This window comes from Teretinema zuelzerae (genome assembly GCF_021021555.1).
Classification (GTDB): domain Bacteria; phylum Spirochaetota; class Spirochaetia; order Treponematales; family Treponemataceae; genus Teretinema; species Teretinema zuelzerae.
The window spans coordinates 1,379,049-1,400,229 of record NZ_JAINWA010000001.1 but is presented as its reverse complement, the minus strand read 5'-3'; the positions used below and the strand labels follow the sequence as shown (position 1 = coordinate 1,400,229).

The window sequence follows — 21,181 nt, the reverse complement described above, 5'->3', positions numbered from 1 at the left end:
GCCGGGCAGGGGCCGGCGCTACTCCAGCGGTCCCCTGTAGTGGCAAACGTTCAGCAGGTCCAGCATTTTACGGTGGGCGCGCAGTCGGCCCTTGAACGATTCGAAGTTTTTGCGTTCAGGCCGCGTCCACAGCGATTCGGCGACGGCGCACAGCCTGGGATATACGAGATATTCCGCGATTCTTCCCGAATCGATGCCCTCTGACCAGAAATTGCATTGGCCTCCCTCTACAAGGGCCGCCTGCTCCGCTGTCATCACCGGCGGAGCAGGGTCGAAGGCGTAGGATTGCTTCACCGTCGTAATATCGAGCCTTCCTGGTTCTTCCTGCGAATCCAGCGGCTTGAAGTTGAGATAGCAGCCGTCAGTCATCGGAGTCATCACGACTCTGTGTCCTCTGCGGGCCGCTTCGAAACCGCCTTCGGTGCCGGTCCACGACATAACGATCAGATTTTCGGGCAAGCCGAGCTTCTCCGTTTCATGGAGCACCTCGTCCCATCCGATCGCCGTTTTTCCCCGCTCATGGAGCATGTTCGCCAGCCTCATCGTGATCCAGGCCTGGAGTTCTTCCGGCTTGCCCAGTCCGAATTCCTTCATCCGCAGAGAGCACCTGGGGCATTCTTTCCACCGCTCGAAGCGGACCTCGTCTCCGCCGATGTGGACGAAGCGGGAGGGAAACAGATCGCCCAACGCGTCGAATACGGCCGCAGCGAAATCGAAAATTTTATCTGTCCCGGCGCATAATACATCCGGGAAAATTCCATACCGGTCTTCCACCGCATAGGGGCCGCCGGTGCAGCCGAGTTCGGGGTGAGCCGCCAGTATTGCGCTGGCGTGGCCCGGCAGGTCGATTTCGGGTATTACTTCTATGTGTCGCGCCGCCGCGTACGCGACCACCTCGCGGATTTCTTCTTCTGTATAGAAGCCTCCGACAATGTGGTCGGGTTCGGCTGACACGTGATAATCAGTCCGCCATGCGCCGATTTCTGTGAGCTTCGGCCATCCCTTCACGGGCAGCCTCCAGCCCTGGTCGTCGGTCAAGTGCCAGTGGAAGGTATTCATGCCGTACATCGAAATGAGGTCTATCTGCTTTTTGACGAAGGCGGCGGAAAAAAAAGTGCGCGAACAGTCCAGCATGAAGCCGCGCCAGGGAAACCGGGGCTCGTCCCGAATTTCGGCGCAGGGGATGCGGAACTCGCGGCCTTCCGAATCGGCGAGGCTCGCGGCGAGGAGCTGGCGCAGAGTCTGCAGTCCGCGGTAGCAGCCTTTCGGGCCTGACGCTTCGATTCGAGCCTCTCGCTCGGTAATTATGAGGCCGTATCCTTCATCGGCAAAGCCGGTCCCGTGCGCGCAAACGATGGATTGCGCCGCGGATTCGCTGCGCATGCGCATGTTGTCCGCCCGTTCAAACGCATCATTCATTTGCGCGCGGAAAATCGCCGTCTCGTTGGAAAATCGCACGTCGCCGGTCACCGGCGGTAGCGACCTTCCCTGGAAAAAGCCTTCTTTGAGCGTCGTTTCCGACGGGCGGGGGATAATACACATATCTTGCATATTTCGATCTCCTTGTGTGTACAGTCTATGCATCAATCCTGCGAATGCAATGAAATAACCTTGACAACTGAAGAATACAGTGCAAAACTATGTTTGTACAATGGTGTTACAAACATTGAGCATAATTTTTTAACGATTTATTTGGGTTCCTCTGATTTCGGTATCTTGCAGATGAGGCAGACAGATCTGCGAGGCTGGAAATGAAGAAAAAAGAAACCGATTTTTCTTGCGTTAATCGCAATCAAGGGTATAATAATGTTGGTTGAAGTAAGAAACCAACAAACAAGCGCCGGGGCTGACTCAAGCCCGGCCTGATGCGTGAAACTGTTTGTTTCCGGCTCGTCCGGGAACGCAGCTATATAATGCAAGTCTCTGGAAGGAGGAGAATGTATGAAATTTTCTAAAAAAGCGCTCGCCGCAGGCGTGTGCGTAGCTCTCTCGGCGGCGATGGTATTCGCCGGAGGCAGCTCGGAAGCGGCCGCCTCTAAAGACGGTAAGGTGACCCTCAAGGTCCTGAACTACCTGGACATGACCTCGGCCAACAGCGCAGATGAAATCACTGTTCTGTGGGAAGGGTTCGAAAAGGCCAACCCGGACATCGTTCTCGAGCGCGAAGACCTCTTCAACGAGCCGTTCCACCAAAAAGTGGAAGCCTACGCGGCTGCCGGACAGCTTCCCGACGTCATCTACGCATGGCCGTCCGGACGCTCGACCACACTTCACACAAAGAAGCTTTTGAAAGATCTCCGCCCTCTCCTCGAGAAGGACGGCCTCGTCGCCAAGTATAATCCCCTTTCGCTGGTTCCCCAGGGCGGCGGATACCTCGGAGAGCTCCCCAACGGACTTACCCAGACCCACGTTCTGTATGTAAACACCGCCGTGCTCGCCGCTTGCGGCCTCAAGCCCGCGAAAACCTATGCCGAACTCAAGGCCCAGGTTCCCGTGCTGAAAGCCAAGGGATATGAAACCATCCTCATGGCGAACGCCGAGCAGTGGGTTATGCAGTCCTGCCTCTTCTCCGACATCGCCGGACGTTTCGGCGGAGAAGGCTGGAACAAAGCCATCCTCGACGGAAAGGCCAAGTTCACCGATCCCGCGTTCGTCAACGCGCTTAAGTTCGTGAAGACTCTCTACGACGACGGCGTTCTTTCTCAGAACACTCTTTCCACGACCTACGGCGACGTAATCGGACAGTTCGCTACCAAGAAGGGCGCCTACTATATCGACGGCGACTGGCGCGTCGGAGCGTTCATCACCGACAAGTCCACCGGCGAAGCTCTGATCGCTCCCGCCGTCCAGAAAGCGGAAGTCATGCTCACCGTATTCCCCGAGATTCCGGGAGCCAAGGTCAACAACTCGACCTCCGTCATCGTTGGAACCGGTTGGGGCATGAGCGCCGCGATTCCCGCGGGTTCCGCCAAGGAACAGGCCGCATGGCGCCTTATCAAGTGGCTTGAAGGAAAGGAAATCCAGACCTGGCGCGTAGAAACCGGCGCCGCCGCTACTCCCAGCCGCTCCGACATCGACATCAGCGCTCTCAAGCTCGAGCCGATGCAGCAGATGATGGGCAACTTCGGAAAGCAGTACTCCTCTTCCACCGTTGTTATCGACGGCGTGTTCGAAGGACCGGTCTACGATCCTCTTAACTCCGGCCTGCAGGAAATCGGTTTGGGAACCAAGACTCCCGAACAGGTTGCGGCCGCTGTGCAGAAAGCGTTCGAAGAATGGAAAGCTTCCAAGTAATAATCTGACGGTTTCCGGATCGGCTGCTTGTTCGAATACGAGCTGCGGCCGTCCGGATCGCGACTGAAGAAAGCTCTTGCGGGCAAAAATAAAGGGCCGGGGCATTAACCCCGGCCCTTTTCTGTTTTCAGGCGCTATACTGCAGCGGCCCGGGCGCTCTTGCGGACGAAACCGGTTGGCCGGCAGCTCTCGCGGACAAAACCGCTCCCGGTGCGCTCCCGAGTCGTCTTGTTACAATGAGCGCTCGATAATCTCCGCGCAGTTGTTTTTCGAAATCTTGACGATTCCCATTTCGCGCAGGGCGTTCTCCGGAGAATCCGAGGCGTGCGCGGTGTTCACCATGACGTTCGAGCCGAACTCCCTGCGGACGGTGCCCGCAGGCGCTTTAAGCGGATCGGTCGGGCCCAGGACTTCGCGGATTCGGGCGACTGCGTTCTCTCCTTCATAGACAAGAACCATGCACATGCTTTTTCCGGGGCAGTCCGTATCGCCTTCCGGGCAAAGGTCCGGGCGAACGCCGGTCATGAAGCCGACAATCTGATAGAACTGTTCGCGCGCGAAGGCCGTTCCGAATGTTTCCGCGATGCGCTTGCTTTCTTCTTCTTTCAGCTTGAGAGAGAACTTGCTTTCAAGCTGCTCGACCGCGCTTTGTCCCATGCGGGGGCCCAGTTTTTCCCGCAGGGCTTCTTCCACCGGTCCGTAGAATTCGAGCGCTTCCGCGACGGACATCTGAAGAATCTTCGTTCCGATAATGCGCAATCCCGTTCGGCTGAACATGTCGATGATGGTTCCCGGGCGGGAGCTGGGAACAACCCAGTTGTCCGGCTTGATGATGACCAGCGTCCGTTCGATCCGCTCGGGGTGGTCGTAGGAAACGTTTTCCACCAGATTCTGTTCGCGCGCGAGGAAGGACTGGAAGAGCTTCAGCGTAGTCTTGCAGTGGTCCTCTGTTTCCGCGGTGAATACGACCGGCTCGAAGTATTCGATCCGGTCCGGCGTTTTTTCGTCGTAGACGACGTCGCCGTAGGTGTCGCGGATGGTTTCTCCCTTGGCGGACTCGAGGCTTCTTCTTTCAGGGAAGATCGGTCCTGCCACCGTTTTCAGTTTTTCCACGGCGTCCTTGCCCCTGAACAGGAGGAGGAGCACGCGGTGGCGGCGCCCGTTGCTCGGGGTGAATGTTTTAAGGATGTAGTCCTTTTTCAATTGGCCGATCAAGCCGCCGGAAGGCGAATGTTCGAATTCGCTTTTCGCGAAACCGGCGGCGAGTTCTTCGGTGGGCGCAATCATCTGGGCTCCCACCAGTTCTAGATCCAGGCGCACCAGCAGCCGGGAAAGGACGCCTCCGGTTCGGGACCGGGCGATTGTGTAGGGGGTGAACAGGACGTAAGACAGTTCACTACTCATGTATGTACCTCTAAGTTGACGCTTGCGCATCGGATATGTACCGAGTATTCTCGCCTGTTTTCGCCTGCTTCGCAAGGGGTTTAAAAAGTGCGAGGGCTGAACCGGATCATAATCCCGGTTCAGCCCTATTTTCTCTTCTGTTGTGTACAGCCGATGCGAGCGATCGCGTCGCTCGCCGATCGGACGGCGCTATTTCTTGAAAATCGCCTTGAGCACCGTGTCCTTGTCCAGTTTCTTGGTGCAGAAGAACCAGTCGTGGCAGGTAACGCCTTCCACCTTGCCTTCCATGCGATCCTTCGCGACTCCGCAGGAACCGGCGGTCGGAACGATAACGTCGTCGCCGGGGCGCCAGTCGGCCGGGGTGGCGATGGAGAACTCGTCGGCTGCCTTCAACGCCTGGACGGCGCGGTAGAGCTCGTCGAAGTTGCGTCCCATGCTCAGCGGGTAGTAAATCATCGCCCGGATGACGCCCTTGGGATCGATGATGAACACCGCGCGCACGGCCTTGGTGTTGCTTTCACCCGGCTGGATCATGCCGTACTTCTTCGCCACTTCCATGGTGATGTCCTCGATGAGGGGGAACTTCACCTCGACGTCTTTCATTCCCTTGTAGGAAATCTTCTCCTTGATGGTTCTCAGCCACGCGATATGGCTGTAGAGGCCGTCGACAGAAAGTCCGACGAGCTTGCAGTTGAGCTCGGCGAATTGGTTTTCCATCGACGCGAAGGTCATGAACTCGGAGGTGCATACGGGCGTAAAGTCGGCCGGATGGCTGAACAGGATTACCCATGAACCTTCGTATTGCTTAGGGAAATCTATCTCGCCCTGGGTGGTTACCGCTTTGAACGAGGGGGCCTTTTCTCCGATTCTCGGTATGCTGTGCTGTACTGTTTCTTCCATAATAAACTCCTTAGTAATGAATTTTCACGGAAAATACGGTGAATCCGGCCTGAGACTTCCGTATTCTCCTTTAGTATAAGACGTTGAAATTGAACGTGCTCTCTGCTTAGTTATGGCAATTGCCGTGCCAACTGTTTGTCGTGCGTGCAGCGACTTGCCAAGTCATTGTCTTGTAAAGAATTAGATACTATTCTGAAATACTGCCGCTCGAGTTTGCACGCATTTTGGAATCGTATGTTGCGAAACAACGAAATATGGGTGATACTTGTACCGATATGCCGTTACACACCGATAATTCGTTCATTCCTGGCGACGCGCTTTCTTCTGCCACCACGATGGATATCGTTCTGGACGCTTTGAAAGAGCTGGTAGATTACGAGCTTGCCGTGGTGCTCGGCTGGGACGGGAAAGACACCCTCAGGGTGCATACCGCCGCCGGTCCCCTCTCGAGCCCGCGCCTCGCGAAATTCTCCCTCTCTCTTTCGGGCCGCCCCGATCTGGAAGCTCTGCTTCGTGCGGACCGCCCGAAGCTGTTTTCAGAAGGGGAAGACCATGTTGATACCTACGACGAGGTCCTTGATCTCCCCGAGGGACACTCCTGCCTCGTCTCCCCGCTGATTCTCCACGGGCGCACCATCGGACTTCTGACGCTGGATAACCGCAGATGCGGCGTCTTCGAGCCGTCCGTCGTGTCGTTCATCGGCGTGGTTTCTCGGCTGATCGCGGTAGCCCTCGCCCAGGGGGAGGCCGCGCGCGCTCTCCGGACGCAGAATGAAACGCTCGCGGAGGAGCGGAACCGCCTGCTCGGCCAGGATTCGGACGCCTTCCGCGACTTTGCCGGAACCTCCCCCGCATGGCTCGAGGTCATCGGCTTGATCAAGCTTGTCGCCGCCGCGGACACTCCCGTTCTGCTGTTGGGCGAAACCGGAGTCGGAAAAGAGGAGGCCGCACGCGTCCTTCACCGGCTGTCTCCGCGCTCTGACGGGCCCTTCGTCGCCTTGAACTGCTCCGCCCTGCCTGCTTCTCTGGCGGAAAGCGAGCTCTTCGGCCATGAGAAAGGCTCTTTCACCGGCGCCCAGGGATTGAGGAAGGGCCGGTTCGAACTGGCGGCCGGCGGGACCCTTTTTCTTGACGAAATCGGTGAGCTCCCTGCGGAAATCCAGCCGAAACTTCTACGGGCCCTGCAGGAAGGCTGTTTCGAGCGCGTCGGCGGCGAGCGGCCGGTCTATACTGATGTCAGGATAATCGCGGCTACCCATGTCGATTTGAACAAAGCCGTCGCGGAGGGCAGATTCCGCGAAGATCTTTTTTACCGCGTGTCTGTGTTTCCGGTCAGGATTCCTTCTCTGCGCGAGCGGGGCCAGGATGTGCTCCAGCTCGCGGAGCTTTTTCTTTCAAGGCTCAGGTTGCGCTCGGGATGGTCGGAAGCGTATTTTTCGCCTGAAGCCCTCGACGGAATGCTTCGGCGGGAGTGGACCGGCAATGTCCGCGAACTGAAAAACGCCGTGGAGCGCGCGGTTATTCTCGCCCGGGGCGGCCGCATTGAAGCCGTTCATCTGCAGAACAGCGAATGGCAGCCGGGACGAACGCGGGAGCAGACCGGAAGCGATCAGGCTTCCAGCCTTTCCCGTGAGCCCGGCCTGAATCGGGAGTTTTTCCCTCTCGCAGCCGCGCTCGGAAGTCCTCGTGCTGTTCCGGCGTCCTCGTCCGGATCGGAAGCCGATTCCGCCGACCGCGCGCAACCGGCCATCCTTCCGCTCAAAGAAGTTCAACGCAGATATGTGGAAGCGGTTCTAGCCTTTTGCGAGGGGCGCGTATACGGACCGCAGGGCGCCGCTCGTTTTCTGGAGATCAAGCCGACTACCCTTCAAAGCATGATGGACCGCCTCGGCGTCGATCGGAAGGGCAGGAAGCAGGGATAAATTGTTCAGAAAATGCTTGTGTTTTCATCGTTTTCTTGTATAATGGTGTTGGTTGAAGAAGGAAACCAACCGGCTGAGCACCACGCACCACGCACCACGCATCTAGCGGAAGATAGCGTGCCATGCCGATTGCGGGAATCAAATCGTACTGTCGAGCGTCATATATCGGCGATGTAAAACTACGGTATGCGTTGCCGCATTTTTTCTTGACATCTCCCGCATAAGGGAATAAAATCGGTTTGTACAATGTACAAACTAACACCCGCGCAACCGTTTAAATAAGGACGTTGGAATATGCAGATCAACAATAACTATCAAAAAAACGCCAACATCTCGTTGATCGCAAAAATGCTCTGGAAAAAACCGGGGATAAGCCGCGTCGATATTTCCCGGGAACTTGATCTGTACCGGTCAACCGTGTCGAATATCATCAATTCGTTAATCGATAACGGCGTTGTTCTGGAAGAAAAGATCGGAGACGCCCTGCCTCAGGGCGGCCGCAAGCCGATTTATCTCGGATTGAATCCCCGCTTCGGCTGTTCCGGCGGAATAGAGATGCAGCCTGACTGTTATCGCGCCGTGCTTGTCTCGATAACCGGCGATGTGCTTGAGTCGTTCGACGGACCTTTTCCCGACGGGGCCTTCGAGGACGCGATCGACACTGTGTGCGAACAGCTGTTTTCCCGCGCTGGAGTCCTGGGAATTCCGCTGTTGGGCATTTGCGTCGGCATGCCGGGAATAATCGACAGCGAAGGATCGCGCATCATCCGTTCCGACCCTTTCGGCATTGCTAACGCTCCCTTTGTTTCCCGCTTTTCAAAAAAGCGGAAAATCCCCGTACTGGTGGAAAACGACGCAAATTGTCTGGCATGGCTCGAACTCGCGCGGAACCGGGAAGAGAGCCTCAGCGATTTCATGTGCTTGACTGCCGAATACCACGACCGGGACGCCCTTACCAGCTCCCGGCCGGGAATGAGCGTGGGCTTGGGCCTTGCCCTTTCCGGCAGCGTGTATTCGGGCGCCGGCTACGCCGCCGGCGAGTTCGTAAGCGTGTCGTGGAGGCCGGGGAAGGCCGGACAGTCCGGAATATCGGACGAACTGATGAAAAACATCGAAAAAGACGAGCAGGCCTTTTCTGTCTGGGCTCAAGATCTGTTCTCCAGCCTCGTTCCGGTCGTGTCTGTATTCAACCCCCAGGCGGTTTTCGCTCACGGGGAATTAGCCCGGCAAAAAGAGAAGGTGCTGCGGATCATAGAAGAGCGGGTTCCTCAATTCGCCTCTCTTTTGGAAACCGTCGGAGCCGGATTAAAATTCGGAGACGGCGAGCTTCATTCGCTCGCCGAAGGCGCCGCGCTGATGTTCTTTTTACTGCTGTTCAGCGTTCCCGGCGGTTCTTCGGCCTCTTCGTCCCGCGGTATCGATTGGGACGCGGTGTTCGAGATCGCGTCCCGGCCCGCTGAGTAGCCCGGCTCCCCCCGCGCGGCGTTTCAGAATCTGAAAATCGTCTGCGCCGGAGATTTTTTAGCGACATTCCGGCGTAGTCCGGTTTGCATAGCATCGAGGGGTTTTACCCCGTTTTATGTACGGTAACGAGTTTTTAGGAGGACGCCGTGAAAGACCTTTCTTCCAAAGCCGAACAGCGACTGTCGTATACGCTGTTGGTGCTCCCCGCGGTTTTGTTTTATTTTTCGGTGATGGCCTTTCCCACTGTTTTTTCCGTGGTATTGAGCTTGACGAATTACAACGGCGGGAAAATTTTCGGAAATCCGGAAATCGGTTTCGCCGGTATGGTGAGCTATCTGAAAACGTTCAAGGACGAGTATTTCTATCTCGCCCTGAAAAACAACATGTATATCGTCGGCGTTTCCGTGTTCGGGCAGATTCCCCTCGGATTCGCTCTTGCGTACATCCTGTCCCGCGGACTTGTTCGCGGCTGCGATTTCTTCCAGTCCATGGTCTACCTTCCCAACGTTATATCCACGGTCGTTATCGGTATTCTCTTCCAGAGCTTCTTCCTGAACAATAACAGCGTGTATATGGAAATCGTCCGCTTCTTCAATCCCGCGGCGGAATATACGCTGAGCAGCAACCCCATGCTTCCTATTTTGATCGTCATCCTGTGGATGTACACCGGAATGTATGTGATCATCTTCCTCGCGAACCTTCAAAAGATCGATACCTCGATCATTGAAGCGACCAAGATCGACGGCGCCAATGAATTCCAGTCCCTGCTGTACATCATCCTTCCGGCCCTTTCCGGCGTGCTCGTGACCAGCGCGATTCTCGCGATCTCCGGATCGCTGAAATCCTTCGACCTTATTTATGTAATGACCCAGGGAGGACCGGCCCGCAGAACGAATGTTCTTTCGATATACATGTACGACAAGGCGTTCAAGGGCGCTCCGAACTATCCGTTGGCCAACGCGATCTCCACGATAATGGTGGCCATCAGTTTTATTCTCATCGCGATAACCAAGGTCGTTGAAAAACGCTTTGGGGGAAAGGAGTAAGCCATGTCAGACGTACGAGGAACGGATATCGGATCTGTAGTCTCTAAATCGGTAATATATTTCATTATGGCGATATTCGCCGTACTTGCGATTTATCCCATATTCTGGCTGGTGATTCAGTCGTTCAAAACCACCCAGGATTATCTGTTGAACAGCAAACTTGATTTTCCGAAAAAATGGTTTTTCCAGAATTACGTCCAGTCCTGGAAGCGCGGAAAGTTCGGAACCCTGATTGTTAACAGCGTTTTCTACACCGGCATAACGGTGTCCGCGGTCATCGCCTTCGGCTTTATGGCGGGCTTCGCGTTTTCCAAGATTCCTTCGAAGGCGACCCCCTTCCTGCTCGGAAGCTTCGTCATCGGCATCCTGTTGACCCTCCAGTCGGTAATGGTTCCCCTCTTCCTCATGGTGAACGCGGCGGGCCTGTACAACACCCGGCTGGGCGTCTTGATTCCGTACATCGGAATCGGCCTGCCGATGGGCGTGTATCTCGCGACCGAGTACATCCGCAGCATTCCGGACGCCCTTGTCGAATCGGCGCGAATAGACGGCGCGAAATACATAAGGATTTTCTCGTCGATCATCGTTCCGATGGCCGCCCCCGTCGCCGTAACCGTGGCGATCATGACCGTTACCGGAACCTGGAACGAGTTCATGCTGATCAATATTCTTGCCTCGAGCGACAAGATCAAGTCGATACCGGTCGGCATCGCCCGCTTCTCCGGCGCCCTTGCCTCGGATTACGGCAAGCAGTTCGCCGCTCTCGTCATCGGGTTGATCCCCATGCTTATCTTCTACGTCCTTTTCAGGAAGCAGATAACCAAGGGCGTCGCGGCCGGCGCGGTGAAAGGCTGATTCTGGCAGTACGTTCGGGCTTCGGCAGAATGAGGCTGTCCCGCATGCAATCGCGGGGCGGCCTTTTTTATTTCCAGGAAAGGCGTTGTCGGCTTGACCCTTCGAGCTTCAGTATGTTCTAATATGTACAAGCCTTGTACAAACGCCCTGTTGCAAGAGCGGCAAAGCGTGGCTTACGATGTATATACAGGACGAAGAAGCGGAAGAAGAATTGCGAGAAGAACAGGAGGGTGAACATGAAATCAAGCGTTTGTTTTCATAACGGAACGCTGTTGACCGGTTTATCGGTGATGGAGCGATGCGCTGTCCTGGTGAAGGACGGCTTCATAGAAGACGTGTTCAGCGAGAAACGATTCCTTCAGAAACGCTTCGATTCCTCCGTAGAAATAATCGACGTAGACGGCTCCTATATCAGCCCCGGCTTTATAGATACTCATGTCCACGGCTTCGCGGGAAAGGGGACGGAGGACAACGATCCGGATTCAATAATCGAAATGTCCCGCGAGCTCGCTCAGTACGGAGTAACCGCATTTAATCCCACTCTGTACCCGTCAGAACCAGATAATATGATCGCTTCTATAAAAGCGGTTGTCGCCGCCATGGGAAAAGAAAACGGAGCGCGGATAATGGGGCTTCATCTGGAAGGGCCGTTCATTTCTCCCGAGCGCCTGGGCGTCCAGCGCCCGGAGACGCTCAGCGCCGTCAACATGGAGTTTATGGACAGGCTTTGGGAAGCCTCCGAGGGGCATATCGTCAACATGACGGTGGCTCCCGAACTCAAGGGCATGCGGGAGCTTGCGCTGTATTCGATCAAGAAGGGCATTGTCCTTCAGGCGGGCCATACGAACGCGTCGTACGAGAATATGCTGGAGGGGATGCAGGCCGGCATCCTGCATTCGACGCATCTCTTTAACGCGATGAGCTCGATGCATCATCGCAATCCGGGAGCCGTGGGCGCTATATTGATTCATCCGGAAATGGCGTGCGAATTGATAGCGGACGGCGTGCATGTGCATCCGGACTTGATCAGGCTCGTTGTGCGCGACAAGCCGATCGACAAAATCGTTCTGGTGACCGATTCCCTGAAGCCGACGGAACAGCGCGCCGGAGATTTATTCGCCAACGGCGAAGAAGTGGTGTATCATGGTGGATGCTTTCATCGAAAGAAGGACGACGTGATCGCCGGATCGGCGCTTACTATGATCGGGGGCGTGAAGAACCTCATGGAGTACGGCCTGCCGGTCGATCAGGCGGTCAAGCTTGCTTCGATGAATCCCGCCCAGGTGATGCGCTATCAGGGAATGGGCGCGATAATTCCGGGATATAAGGCGGATTTGACGGTATTCGACCGGCATTGCAACGTGTTGGCTTCGGTAATCGACGGATCGCTGAAAAAAAATAGTTTTTAGGAGATAGCAGATGAGAGTCATTATCAAAGAAGATTATGCAACCTGCGCTGAATGGACGGCCCGGCATATCGCCTGGCGCATTTCAGCCTTCGCGCCTACAGCCGATAAGCCCTTCGTTCTCGGTTTGCCCACGGGTTCCACGCCGCTCGGCGTCTATAAAGAGCTTATCCGGCTTAATAAGGCCGGGAAGGTATCGTTCCAGAACGTGGTGACCTTCAATATGGACGAGTATCTCGGACTCGACAGCAATCATCCGCAGAGCTATCACCGGTTCATGCAGGACAATTTCTTCTCCCACATCGATATCAACCCGGCCAATACGAATATTCTGGACGGCACGACGACCGATCCGGAAGCGGAATGCCGGCGCTTCGAAGAAAAGATCGCGAAGTACGGAAAGATTCATCTGTTTATCGGCGGAGTAGGGGCGGACGGACATATCGCCTTCAACGAGCCCGGCTCCTCCCTCAGTTCCCGAACGCGGCAGAAGACGCTGACCCAGGATACCATCATCATGAATTCCCGTTTCTTCGGCGGCGACCCCGAGCAGGTTCCCACGAAGGCTCTGACGGTGGGAGTCGGAACGATCCTGGACGCGGAGGAGGTTCTCATCCTTGCCTCCGGCTATACCAAGGCCAGGGCTCTGCATCACGCGATTGAAGAGGGAATCAATCACATGTGGACGATCAGCGTTCTGCAGAATCATCCCCGCGCCATCATCGTGTGCGACGAAGACGCCACGGACGAGCTGAGAGTCGGGACCGTCCGTTATTTCCGGGACATTGAAGCTAAAAACTCAAGCCCGTATTAAGCCTCATATTTGTAAATACTGTCATAAACCCTGAAATTTGAATGAATTTCAGGGTTTTATCGCCAAAAAACGATGTTCCAGGCGTTTTCTTTTGTTTGACAACCGGTTGCCATTATGGTATTCTTTAGTTGGTTGATGCTTTCAATCAACCTGAGGAGACACTATGAAATATGGTCATTTTGATGATGCCCAACGGGAATACGTCATTGAGACGCCGCGGACTCCCTATCCGTGGATCAATTATCTGGGAAACACGAAGTTCTTTTCCCTGATCTCGAATACCTCCGGCGGCTACGCGTTTTATACCGACGCCCGCCTTCGCCGGCTGACGCGCTACCGCTATAACGATGTGCCTCTCGACAACAACGGCCGCTATTTCTTCATCAAGGACGGCGATTCGGTATGGAACCCCGGCTGGAAGCCCATGCGCGTCGAGCTCGATTCCTACGAATGCCGCCATGGCTTCGGATATTCCAGGATTTCTTCTTCAAAAAACAATGTAAAGGCCGATGTCCTGTACTTCGTACCTAACGGCGAAAACGCCGAAGTGCAGATGATCACCCTGACCAACTCCGGAACCGCGAAAAAAGATATTTCCCTGGTTTCCTACGTGGAGTGGTGTCTCTATAACGCCCTCGACGACACGACCAACTTCCAGCGGAACTTCTCCACCGGCGAAGTGGAGATCGAAGGCGGAGCGATCTATCACAAGACCGAGTACCGCGAGCGCCGCACCCACTTCTCCTTCTACTCGGTAAACGCAAAGCCCGACGGCTTCGATACCGACCGCGAAACCTTCCTCGGTCTTCATAACGGCTACGACGCTCCCGAATCAGTCATGGCCGGAAAGAGCGGAAACTCCGTCGCGGACGGATGGTCCCCCATCGCGAGCCACCGGCTGAATGTCAGCCTCGCCGCCGGAGAATCCAAGACCTTCATTTTCGTGCTCGGCTATGTCGAAATGGAAGAGGACAAAAAGTGGGCGGGCGAAAACGGCTGCGCTCCCGCGTCCAAAGACCTGCTCCAGACGAACGCGAGCATGCGCGTGATCAATAAGGAAAAGGCTCTCGCCCTCCAGAACCGCTTCTCCACGCCCGCCCAGGTGAACGCCGCCTTCGACGAGCTGAAGGCGTTCTGGAACGGTCTGCTCTCCAACTTTACCCTCAAAACCGGGGACGAGAAGCTCGACCGCATGGCTGTGTGGAACCAGTACCAGTGCATCGTCACCTACAACTTCGCGCGCTCGGCCTCGTACTTCGAGAGCGGAATCGGCCGCGGAATCGGGTTCCGCGACACCAGCCAGGACATGCTCGGAGTCGTGCACCAGATTCCCGAACGCGCGCGCGAACGCCTCTTCGACGTCGCCTCGACCCAGTTCGAGGACGGTTCGGCCTACCACCAGTTCCAGCCGTTGACCAAGCGCGGAAACGCGGACATCGGAAGCAACTTCAACGACGACCCGCTGTGGCTCATCCTCGGCGTGGGCGGCTATATCCGCGAAACCGGAGATTCCGGCTTCCTCAAGGAGATGGTTCCCTTCGACAACAGCCCGACCAACAAAGCGACCCTCTTCGAGCACCTCAAGCGGTCCTTCCGCTATACGGTCGACCACCTGGGTCCGCACGGACTGCCGCTCATCGGACGCGCCGACTGGAACGACTGCCTGAACCTCAACTGCTTCAGCAAGGATCCCAACGATTCCTTCCAGACTTCCACCAACAAGGACGGAAAGAACGCCGAGTCCGTGATGATCGCCCAGATGTTCGTCTATGTCGCTCCCGAATACGCGGCGATGTGCCGCCTTCTGGGAGACGAGTCGGAAGCGAAATTTGCCGAGGCGGAAGCCGCCAAGATGGCAGCGCAGATCTGCAAGACCGGCTGGGACGGGGATTGGTATGTGCGCGCCTACGACGACTTCGGAAACAAGATCGGTTCGAAGGAATGCGAAGACGGAAAGATCTTCATCGAAACCCAGGGATTCGGAGCGATGGCCCAGATCGGCGCAGACAAGGGATACCCGGTCAAGGCGCTTGATTCGGTCAAAACCCACCTCGATACTCCCTACGGAATCGTCATTCTCGATCCTCCGTACAAGGATTACCATATCGAGCTCGGCGAAGTTTCCTCGTATCCGCCGGGATACAAAGAGAACGCCGGCATTTTCTGCCATAACAATCCGTGGGTCATCATCGGCGAAGTGAAGTCCGGACGCCCCGAGCGCGCCTGGGAGTATTATCGCAAGATAGCTCCGGCGTATCTCGAGGACATCAGCGAGATTCACCGGCTCGAGCCCTACGTGTACGCGCAGATGATCGCCGGAAAGGCGGCGCGCCGACACGGAGAAGCCAAGAACAGCTGGCTCACCGGAACCGCCGCGTGGAACTTCGTCGCGCTGAGCCAGTGGATAACCGGCATCAGGGCCGAGTACAACGGACTGCGCGTGGAGCCCAGGCTTCCCGCCCACGTGAAAACCGCGACCATCACGAGAACCTATCGCGGATGCTCGTACGAGATCTTCGTGGAGAACAGGAACCCCGCCGGCAAGATCGTCGTTTCCGTAAACTCGGGATCGGCTTCCGCCGACGGTACTCTCGTGAGCGCCGGAGCGAAGGGATCGACGGTTAAGCTTACCGTAACAGTAGGCTGAGCCTTTTGAACCCGCTGCGTTCCGTTTTCATGGTATACTGAATCTACAGGCTGTCCGGCTAATAGCCGGACGGCCTTTTTTTATGTAGGAGATGGAAAGGCGATGGCTACAGGATCACCGGGGACGACATTGAATCCGACGGGTACGGGCCTGCCGGCGGCGAGGCGGGACATTTCTCTTGTAATACCCTGTTATAACGAAGAAGAGGCGCTGCCGCATTTATACGCCGAGCTTTGCCGTGTGCGGGATTCCATGCCGTCGCAGAACTTCGAGTTCATCTTCGTGGACGACGGATCGGCAGACGGCACCCTTGCCTACCTGAGAGTCATCGCGGAGCAGGATACAAGCGTCAGGTATATTTCCTTTTCCCGTAATTTCGGGAAGGAAGCGGCTCTCCTCGCCGGCCTGGAAGCCGCGCTCGGGCGATGCGTCGGCGTTATCGACGCCGACTTGCAGGACCCGCCTTCGCTCATCCCTGAGATGTGGGCCGCGCTTGAATCCGGCGAATGGGACTGCGTCGCGACGCGCCGGGCGAGCAGAACCGGCGAGCCGTTTATCCGTTCGGTTTGCGCGCGTCTTTTTTACCGGCTGATGGCCCGCATCTCAGACGCCGGCATCCGGGACGGCGCGCGCGATTTCCGCCTGATGACGAGGCAGGTGTGCGACGCGATCCTCTCGATGGGAGAGTACAACCGGTTTTCAAAGGGAATCTTCTCATGGGTGGGGTTCCGCACGAAGTGGCTGGAATTCAAAGACATCAAGCGTGTCGCAGGAAAGACGAAATGGTCGTTCTGGGGATTGTTTGTGTACTCGCTGGAAGGCATAACCGCTTTTTCTACGGCGCCTCTTATTTTAGCGTCGGTGTTCGGCTTGCTGTTCTGTTTCGTCTCGGTCGTCATGACGATCATCGTTGTCATAAAAACCCTGATCTGGGGCGATCCCGTCGCCGGATATCCGTCTCTCATGAGCGTCGTTCTTTTTATCGGCGGCGTGCAGCTTTTCTGCATCGGCATATTGGGCCAGTATCTGGCGAAGGTGTATCTCGAAACCAAGCGCCGGCCCGGATACATCGTAAAAGAACAGAAATGACGGAGACCCTCCGGGACCTGAAATTTTCAGCCGCAGAGGGTCGATCCGGTTCTTTAGAACCAGAAGCGCACGCCGATGTTCGCTCCGACGTCCCAGGTCATGTTCACATGTGGGAGAACGGAAAGCCCGAGTTCCGGAACAATCTGGATATAGGGTTCTACGAAATTGTCCACGAGAAAGGCGTTGATTCCTACCGGCACGCGGAAGGCCGCGCCGAGAAAGAAATCGTCGCCGGTTCCTATAGCCAGTCCCGCGCCTGCTCCGACGAAGTATCTCGCCGGTCCGTACAGGGTATCCGTCTTAAACCAATAGTCAGCTGTTCCCGAAATAAAAACTTCTTCTCCGCCTGAAATGCTTACGGCGAATACGTAGGGAAGCTCGTCCAGCTTGAAGGTGACCGCTCCCGCGCCGCCCCGGCCGAATCCGTAGCCGCCCTGAATTCCCACTCCGTAAGAAAAAACCTGAGCGGTTCCCGCCGCGAGAAGGAGGCAGAACGCCGCGATAATCTTTTTCATCACTACTCCTTGGATTATTGAAAACGGTACCGCCTATCCCGGGCAGCCCCAACGGGCCAGCTCGGGATAGGCGGGCCTGCTCTTAGTTAAATATACTCATGTACGTTCCGAAAAGGAAATGATTCAGGCGTTTACAAGGTTACATCGATCGTGTGTTCGCCCGAGGCGAACCAGGGAACCAGGTTGCCCCGGGCTTCCTTGCCGTCCACGAGCATCTTGCGCACGCCCTTCGAGCGACCATCGGGATTATGCACTGAAATCTTGTAGACGACACCCCTGCAGCGGCGCTCCGCCTTGAAGCCGTTCCACTGTTTCGGGATGCAGGGATTGATGCGCAATCCTTCGTGTTCGGGCTGGATGCCGAGGATGTATTTGGTGGAGGATTGATACATCCAGCTCGAGGTGCCGGATAGCCAGGAGTTTCTGCCCAGTCCGAAATTCGGGTGTTCGTTGGAGAGGATGTTCTGCGCGTAGCAGTAGGGCTCGCACTCGTATTCGTCCATGGAATCGTTTTTCGCGGCCGGATTGACGTTTTGATAGTAGGCGAAGGCCTGGTCGCCGTCTCCGAGGATCGTTTCCGCGATGATCGCCCAGGGATTCGGGTGGAGGAAGATGCCTCCGTTTTCCTTCGCTCCCGGCGGATAGGTGGTGACTCCTCCCTTTTGGGGATCGAAGCCGTTGTACCCCGGCCAGGAAAGCTTGATTCCCTTGTCAGTCGCCAGGTGCTTTTTGACGGCTTCCATCGCGATTTTTCCGCGGCTCGGGGTTTTCCCGTCTCCCGCGGCGTCCTGTCCGGCGCCCTGACCGAAGCCCGAGAGCACCGCCCAGGATTGGCCGTTCAGCCACAGTTTGCCGTATTCGTTCTTTGCCGAGCCGACCGGCGATCCCTTGTCGTCGAAGTAGCGGACATACCAGTCGCCGTCCCAGGCAGAGGCGTTCACGCTTTTATTCATTTCATCGTACCAGGAGCGGAGCTTTGCCGAGAGCCCTGAATCCTTGAGCCAGTCGGCGAGTTCGGCGAATTCGCGGAGCGCCCAGCCGTACAGGTGTGCCGTGAAGAGGCTTTCGGCGCCCGCGGGGAGATTGACCGTGTCGTTCCAGTCCGCGAAGCCGAGCAGCGGGAGCCCGTGGGCTCCGGTATGATCGTGAGTGAAAGCGACCGCGCGGAGCAGGTGTTCGAGAACGGTTCCTGATTCAAGCGGTTTTTCGGCTTTGTCTTTTTCGTAGAAGGGGATGGTTTTCTGCAGGAAGGCGTAGTCCCCGGTTTCCTTGAGATAGGCGGAAACCGCGAGCACCATCCACAGCGCGTCGTCCGAATACCAGTGCGGCCGGTCTTCATACTCCATAGAGTCTCCGCGGCCGGCGATCATGGTCAGGGGGTTGAACTGGTGATAGGCCGAGCCGTCAGTGCTCTGGACGGACATCAGCTTTTCCATGAGCTCGCGTGCTTCGGCCGGAATCTGGGGAATGACGCCCATGCAGTCCTGGGTCGAGTCCCTGAAGCCGATGCCGCGGTCGGAGCCGTATCCCAGCTGATACAGGGAGAGGTAACGCGACCAGGTTTTCGTGGTGTAGCACTGGCGGGGGTTATGGATGTTGAGCATCGAGTTGAACGCGGGGTCCGGAGTTTCAATCTTGAAAATGGAAAGATAATCGTCCCAGAACGCCGAAAGATCGCGGAAAGCCGCGTCTATTTCCTCGTTCGTCATGAAGGAATTCGCGTGATCCGCCGCTTTGGAGAGCGAGGGCGCCTGGGTGAGTCCCGTTATGACCGTAGCAGAGGCGCCGGGGGCGATCGTTCCCAGCGGTATCTGCAGGGCCGCGATGATGTCGCCGCGGACAGAATCCTTGGACGAGAGCTTCTCGTTTTTGAGCGAGAGGGGTTCCCTCCAGGTGCCGTATTCATTATCGCCGAGGAAGCGTTTTCTGTCGGTTTCCCAGGATTCGGCGGGCAGGCTCGCGGTAAATACGTTCACGGCGTAGTCGCGCTTCATGAAGGCGTAGGCCGCGATCGCGGTGCGTCCGTTCTTCACAGTGAGAGCTGCCGACTGCATGGTCTGGGGCACCCAGTCGGCGTTTGTGAGCTGTTTGAGCGCGTCGAAATGCGAAAACTCGACGACCGGCACCAGGTCTGCCTGGACGGCTTCTGTTCCGGGATTTGTGACCGTATATCTGCGTACCAGCTGGGTCGAGCCGAGCGGAACGAAGGCGAGAACGTCGAAGTCGAGGCCGGCTATCCGGGTTTTCCACTGCGTGTAGTACATGCCGATCCTGCACTCGAATTTTTCGTATGTTCCCAGGCAGGGTACCCAGTAGGGAGAGTCGATCTTGGCGGAAGAGGCCGGCTCGCCGGGTTTCCGAACCCTGATGTAGGCGGTTTCGCCCTTGAAATCGGAGGCGGGAAGCTGGGGGATGTATTTTGTTATGCGGTTGAGGGCCGGGTCGCCCTTGCAGAGCTGCGAACCGCCTGTGTGGTCTATGAAGCCGCCGAACGAAAGATTCCCCACGTAGTTTATCCATTTCACCGGTGTCCGGGGGTTCGTTATCACATATTCCCTGCGCGGGTCGTCGAAAAATCCATACGCCATTTTCTTCTCCTTCAGTTGGTTGATTCCGTCAACAAATTATATACCGTAAAAAATCGTTATGCAAGCATGCTGTTCGAAAAAACGGGCTGCGGGTCTTATCATCTGTTCGGATTTGATCGTATACTTAACTCATGGCACAACGAAAACAAATACAGGCTCTTTCCTTCATCGCGTTATTGGGCATCATGCTTATTCTGCTCGGCAGGGTGTTGCTGCCGTATTTGACGGTGCTTCTATGGTCCGCGGTGACGTATATTCTCATAAGTCCGCTGTACAACCGGCTTCTTGGGCTGGTATCGCAGAAAGCGCGCTTTTTTGAAATATACAGAAGGTTTCTCGCGGGCGTTTTCGCCCTTGGAACCGTTTTGATGATGTCCGGAATAGCGGTTTTTTTAGGGTTCCAGCTGGTAGGACAGATTCGCGTATTCATCGATCAGGCGAGAACCTTCATTAATGAGAATCCTCATTTTTTCAGGAACGACGGGTTGGGCGCTAATATTTCCGCGATGGTGCTTGATATTTCCATGGGCTCCATCGATCTCTCCAATCTCGACATAAAGTCCGAAATGCTTGCCTTCTTGTCGTCATACTCAAATTCAATAGCGGCCTTCACCGGAAGCGTCGCAAAAAATCTGACCAATTTTGTTGTCTCGCTGTGCTTTATCTGTTTCGCCCTGTATTTCTTCTATCTGGACGCGCATTATCTCGCTAACCTGTTCATTTCCGCCATTCCCATCGATTCGAAGAGCACCAAACAGCTCCTGAATAAATTCCGGGACGTTACGAAGAATCTGTTCATGGGATTTTTCATGGTGGCGTTTTACCAGGCGATAGCGGCCTTCGTCATATTCTCGATTTTCAAAATCCAGGGAGCTCTTCTCTTTTCGTTTCTCATTCTGTTCAGTTCGTTCGTGCCGATGGTCGGCTGCGCGCTGATCTGGGCTCCCTTGACGGTAACCGTCTTCCTGAGCCAGGGTCTCGGAATCGCGATAGCGTTCGCTGTTTTCTGTTCTTTTTTCATCAGCTTCATGGACAACTTTTTGCGGCCCTTGTTCTTGAAGGACCGGATAAAAATTCATCCGCTATTGATTTTCTTTTCGATTTTGGGCGGCTTGAACGTGTTCGGGTTTAACGGAATCCTGCTGGGCCCGCTCGTCATCATCCTGTTTTTTACGATCGTCGATATAGCGCTCGAGGAAGATACGCTGATTCATCAGGGCTGACGCGCGGGAGAGGG

The 21,181-nt window shown here is 55.9% G+C and carries 15 protein-coding genes; 10 read left to right on the top strand and 5 right to left on the bottom strand.

All coding sequences use genetic code 11. The features are described from left to right. Positions 1-18: 18 nt before the first annotated feature. Positions 19-1,551 carry a beta-N-acetylhexosaminidase gene (locus K7J14_RS06235; protein ID WP_230754418.1) on the bottom strand — a complete coding sequence of 511 codons (1,533 nt, stop codon included), beginning with the start codon at positions 1,549-1,551 and terminating at the stop codon, positions 19-21. 390 nt (positions 1,552-1,941) lie between these two features. Here K7J14_RS06235 and K7J14_RS06230 point away from each other — a divergent pair, with 390 nt between their 5' ends. Further along, positions 1,942-3,294, top strand: a complete 1,353-nt coding sequence (locus K7J14_RS06230) for an ABC transporter substrate-binding protein (RefSeq protein ID WP_230754416.1) — start codon at positions 1,942-1,944, stop codon at positions 3,292-3,294. 231 nt (positions 3,295-3,525) lie between these two features. Here K7J14_RS06230 and K7J14_RS06225 read toward each other — a convergent pair whose 3' ends face one another. Together K7J14_RS06225 and K7J14_RS06220 are read right to left on the bottom strand one after the other, a co-directional pair. After that, a complete protein-coding gene (locus K7J14_RS06225; RefSeq protein WP_230754414.1) occupies positions 3,526-4,698 on the bottom strand; it encodes a nucleoside-diphosphate kinase in 1,173 nt (390 codons plus the stop codon). A gap of 189 nt (positions 4,699-4,887) precedes the next feature. Continuing rightward, positions 4,888-5,598: a peroxiredoxin gene (locus K7J14_RS06220; protein WP_230754412.1), complete on the bottom strand. Its 711-nt coding sequence runs from the start codon at positions 5,596-5,598 to the stop codon at positions 4,888-4,890. A 275-nt stretch (positions 5,599-5,873) separates the two neighbouring features. Here K7J14_RS06220 and K7J14_RS06215 point away from each other — a divergent pair, with 275 nt between their 5' ends. The 8 genes from K7J14_RS06215 (at position 5,874) to K7J14_RS06180 (ending at position 16,841) form a co-directional block, all read left to right on the top strand. Next, positions 5,874-7,520: a sigma-54-dependent Fis family transcriptional regulator gene (locus K7J14_RS06215; RefSeq protein WP_230754410.1), complete on the top strand. Its 1,647-nt coding sequence runs from the start codon at positions 5,874-5,876 to the stop codon at positions 7,518-7,520. A 294-nt stretch (positions 7,521-7,814) separates the two neighbouring features. Continuing rightward, positions 7,815-8,984 carry an ROK family transcriptional regulator gene (locus K7J14_RS06210; RefSeq protein ID WP_230754408.1) on the top strand — a complete coding sequence of 390 codons (1,170 nt, stop codon included), beginning with the start codon at positions 7,815-7,817 and terminating at the stop codon, positions 8,982-8,984. Positions 8,985-9,130: 146 nt separating this feature from the next. Continuing rightward, positions 9,131-10,030: a carbohydrate ABC transporter permease gene (locus tag K7J14_RS06205; RefSeq protein ID WP_230754406.1), complete on the top strand. Its 900-nt coding sequence runs from the start codon at positions 9,131-9,133 to the stop codon at positions 10,028-10,030. Between the two features lie 3 nt (positions 10,031-10,033). Next, a complete protein-coding gene (locus K7J14_RS06200) occupies positions 10,034-10,885 on the top strand; it encodes a carbohydrate ABC transporter permease (RefSeq protein ID WP_230754404.1) in 852 nt (283 codons plus the stop codon). 236 nt (positions 10,886-11,121) lie between these two features. Beyond that, positions 11,122-12,294: an N-acetylglucosamine-6-phosphate deacetylase gene (nagA, locus tag K7J14_RS06195; protein ID WP_230754402.1), complete on the top strand. Its 1,173-nt coding sequence runs from the start codon at positions 11,122-11,124 to the stop codon at positions 12,292-12,294. Positions 12,295-12,304: 10 nt separating this feature from the next. Continuing rightward, positions 12,305-13,105 carry a glucosamine-6-phosphate deaminase gene (gene nagB, locus K7J14_RS06190; RefSeq protein WP_230754400.1) on the top strand — a complete coding sequence of 267 codons (801 nt, stop codon included), beginning with the start codon at positions 12,305-12,307 and terminating at the stop codon, positions 13,103-13,105. A 163-nt stretch (positions 13,106-13,268) separates the two neighbouring features. Then, the gene (locus K7J14_RS06185) at positions 13,269-15,752 is read left to right on the top strand and encodes a GH36-type glycosyl hydrolase domain-containing protein (protein WP_230754398.1); all 2,484 of its coding nucleotides are present in this window, start codon (positions 13,269-13,271) and stop codon (positions 15,750-15,752) included. Between the two features lie 102 nt (positions 15,753-15,854). Then, positions 15,855-16,841 (top strand): glycosyltransferase family 2 protein, encoded by a 987-nt coding sequence (locus K7J14_RS06180; RefSeq protein WP_230754396.1) that lies wholly within the window; start codon positions 15,855-15,857, stop codon positions 16,839-16,841. A 53-nt stretch (positions 16,842-16,894) separates the two neighbouring features. On the opposite strand, the gene K7J14_RS06175 is transcribed toward K7J14_RS06180, so the two are convergent. Both K7J14_RS06175 and K7J14_RS06170 read right to left on the bottom strand, forming a co-directional pair. After that, the gene (locus K7J14_RS06175; RefSeq protein ID WP_230754394.1) at positions 16,895-17,356 is read right to left on the bottom strand and encodes a hypothetical protein; all 462 of its coding nucleotides are present in this window, start codon (positions 17,354-17,356) and stop codon (positions 16,895-16,897) included. A gap of 131 nt (positions 17,357-17,487) precedes the next feature. Then, on the bottom strand, positions 17,488-19,944 hold the full coding sequence (locus K7J14_RS06170) for a GH36-type glycosyl hydrolase domain-containing protein (RefSeq protein WP_230754392.1): 2,457 nt from the start codon (positions 19,942-19,944) through the stop codon (positions 17,488-17,490). Between the two features lie 131 nt (positions 19,945-20,075). Here K7J14_RS06170 and K7J14_RS06165 point away from each other — a divergent pair, with 131 nt between their 5' ends. Further along, positions 20,076-21,167, top strand: coding sequence for an AI-2E family transporter (locus K7J14_RS06165; RefSeq protein WP_230754390.1), 1,092 nt, complete (start codon positions 20,076-20,078; stop codon positions 21,165-21,167). Positions 21,168-21,181: the final 14 nt, after the last annotated feature.

What these genes read in the sequence shown, in the direction of transcription:
- nagA (WP_230754402.1), top strand. Translation starts at nt 11,122, where the DNA reads ATGAAATCAAGCGTTTGTTTTCATAACGGAACGCTGTTGACCGGTTTA.
- K7J14_RS06225 (WP_230754414.1), bottom strand. Translation starts at nt 4,698, where the DNA reads ATGAGTAGTGAACTGTCTTACGTCCTGTTCACCCCCTACACAATCGCC.
- K7J14_RS06165 (WP_230754390.1), top strand. Translation starts at nt 20,076, where the DNA reads ATGGCACAACGAAAACAAATACAGGCTCTTTCCTTCATCGCGTTATTG.
- K7J14_RS06200 (WP_230754404.1), top strand. Translation starts at nt 10,034, where the DNA reads ATGTCAGACGTACGAGGAACGGATATCGGATCTGTAGTCTCTAAATCG.
- K7J14_RS06235 (WP_230754418.1), bottom strand. Translation starts at nt 1,551, where the DNA reads ATGCAAGATATGTGTATTATCCCCCGCCCGTCGGAAACGACGCTCAAA.
- K7J14_RS06180 (WP_230754396.1), top strand. Translation starts at nt 15,855, where the DNA reads ATGGCTACAGGATCACCGGGGACGACATTGAATCCGACGGGTACGGGC.
- K7J14_RS06230 (WP_230754416.1), top strand. Translation starts at nt 1,942, where the DNA reads ATGAAATTTTCTAAAAAAGCGCTCGCCGCAGGCGTGTGCGTAGCTCTC.
- K7J14_RS06185 (WP_230754398.1), top strand. Translation starts at nt 13,269, where the DNA reads ATGAAATATGGTCATTTTGATGATGCCCAACGGGAATACGTCATTGAG.
- K7J14_RS06220 (WP_230754412.1), bottom strand. Translation starts at nt 5,598, where the DNA reads ATGGAAGAAACAGTACAGCACAGCATACCGAGAATCGGAGAAAAGGCC.
- K7J14_RS06210 (WP_230754408.1), top strand. Translation starts at nt 7,815, where the DNA reads ATGCAGATCAACAATAACTATCAAAAAAACGCCAACATCTCGTTGATC.
- K7J14_RS06175 (WP_230754394.1), bottom strand. Translation starts at nt 17,356, where the DNA reads ATGAAAAAGATTATCGCGGCGTTCTGCCTCCTTCTCGCGGCGGGAACC.
- K7J14_RS06170 (WP_230754392.1), bottom strand. Translation starts at nt 19,944, where the DNA reads ATGGCGTATGGATTTTTCGACGACCCGCGCAGGGAATATGTGATAACG.
- K7J14_RS06215 (WP_230754410.1), top strand. Translation starts at nt 5,874, where the DNA reads ATGCCGTTACACACCGATAATTCGTTCATTCCTGGCGACGCGCTTTCT.
- nagB (WP_230754400.1), top strand. Translation starts at nt 12,305, where the DNA reads ATGAGAGTCATTATCAAAGAAGATTATGCAACCTGCGCTGAATGGACG.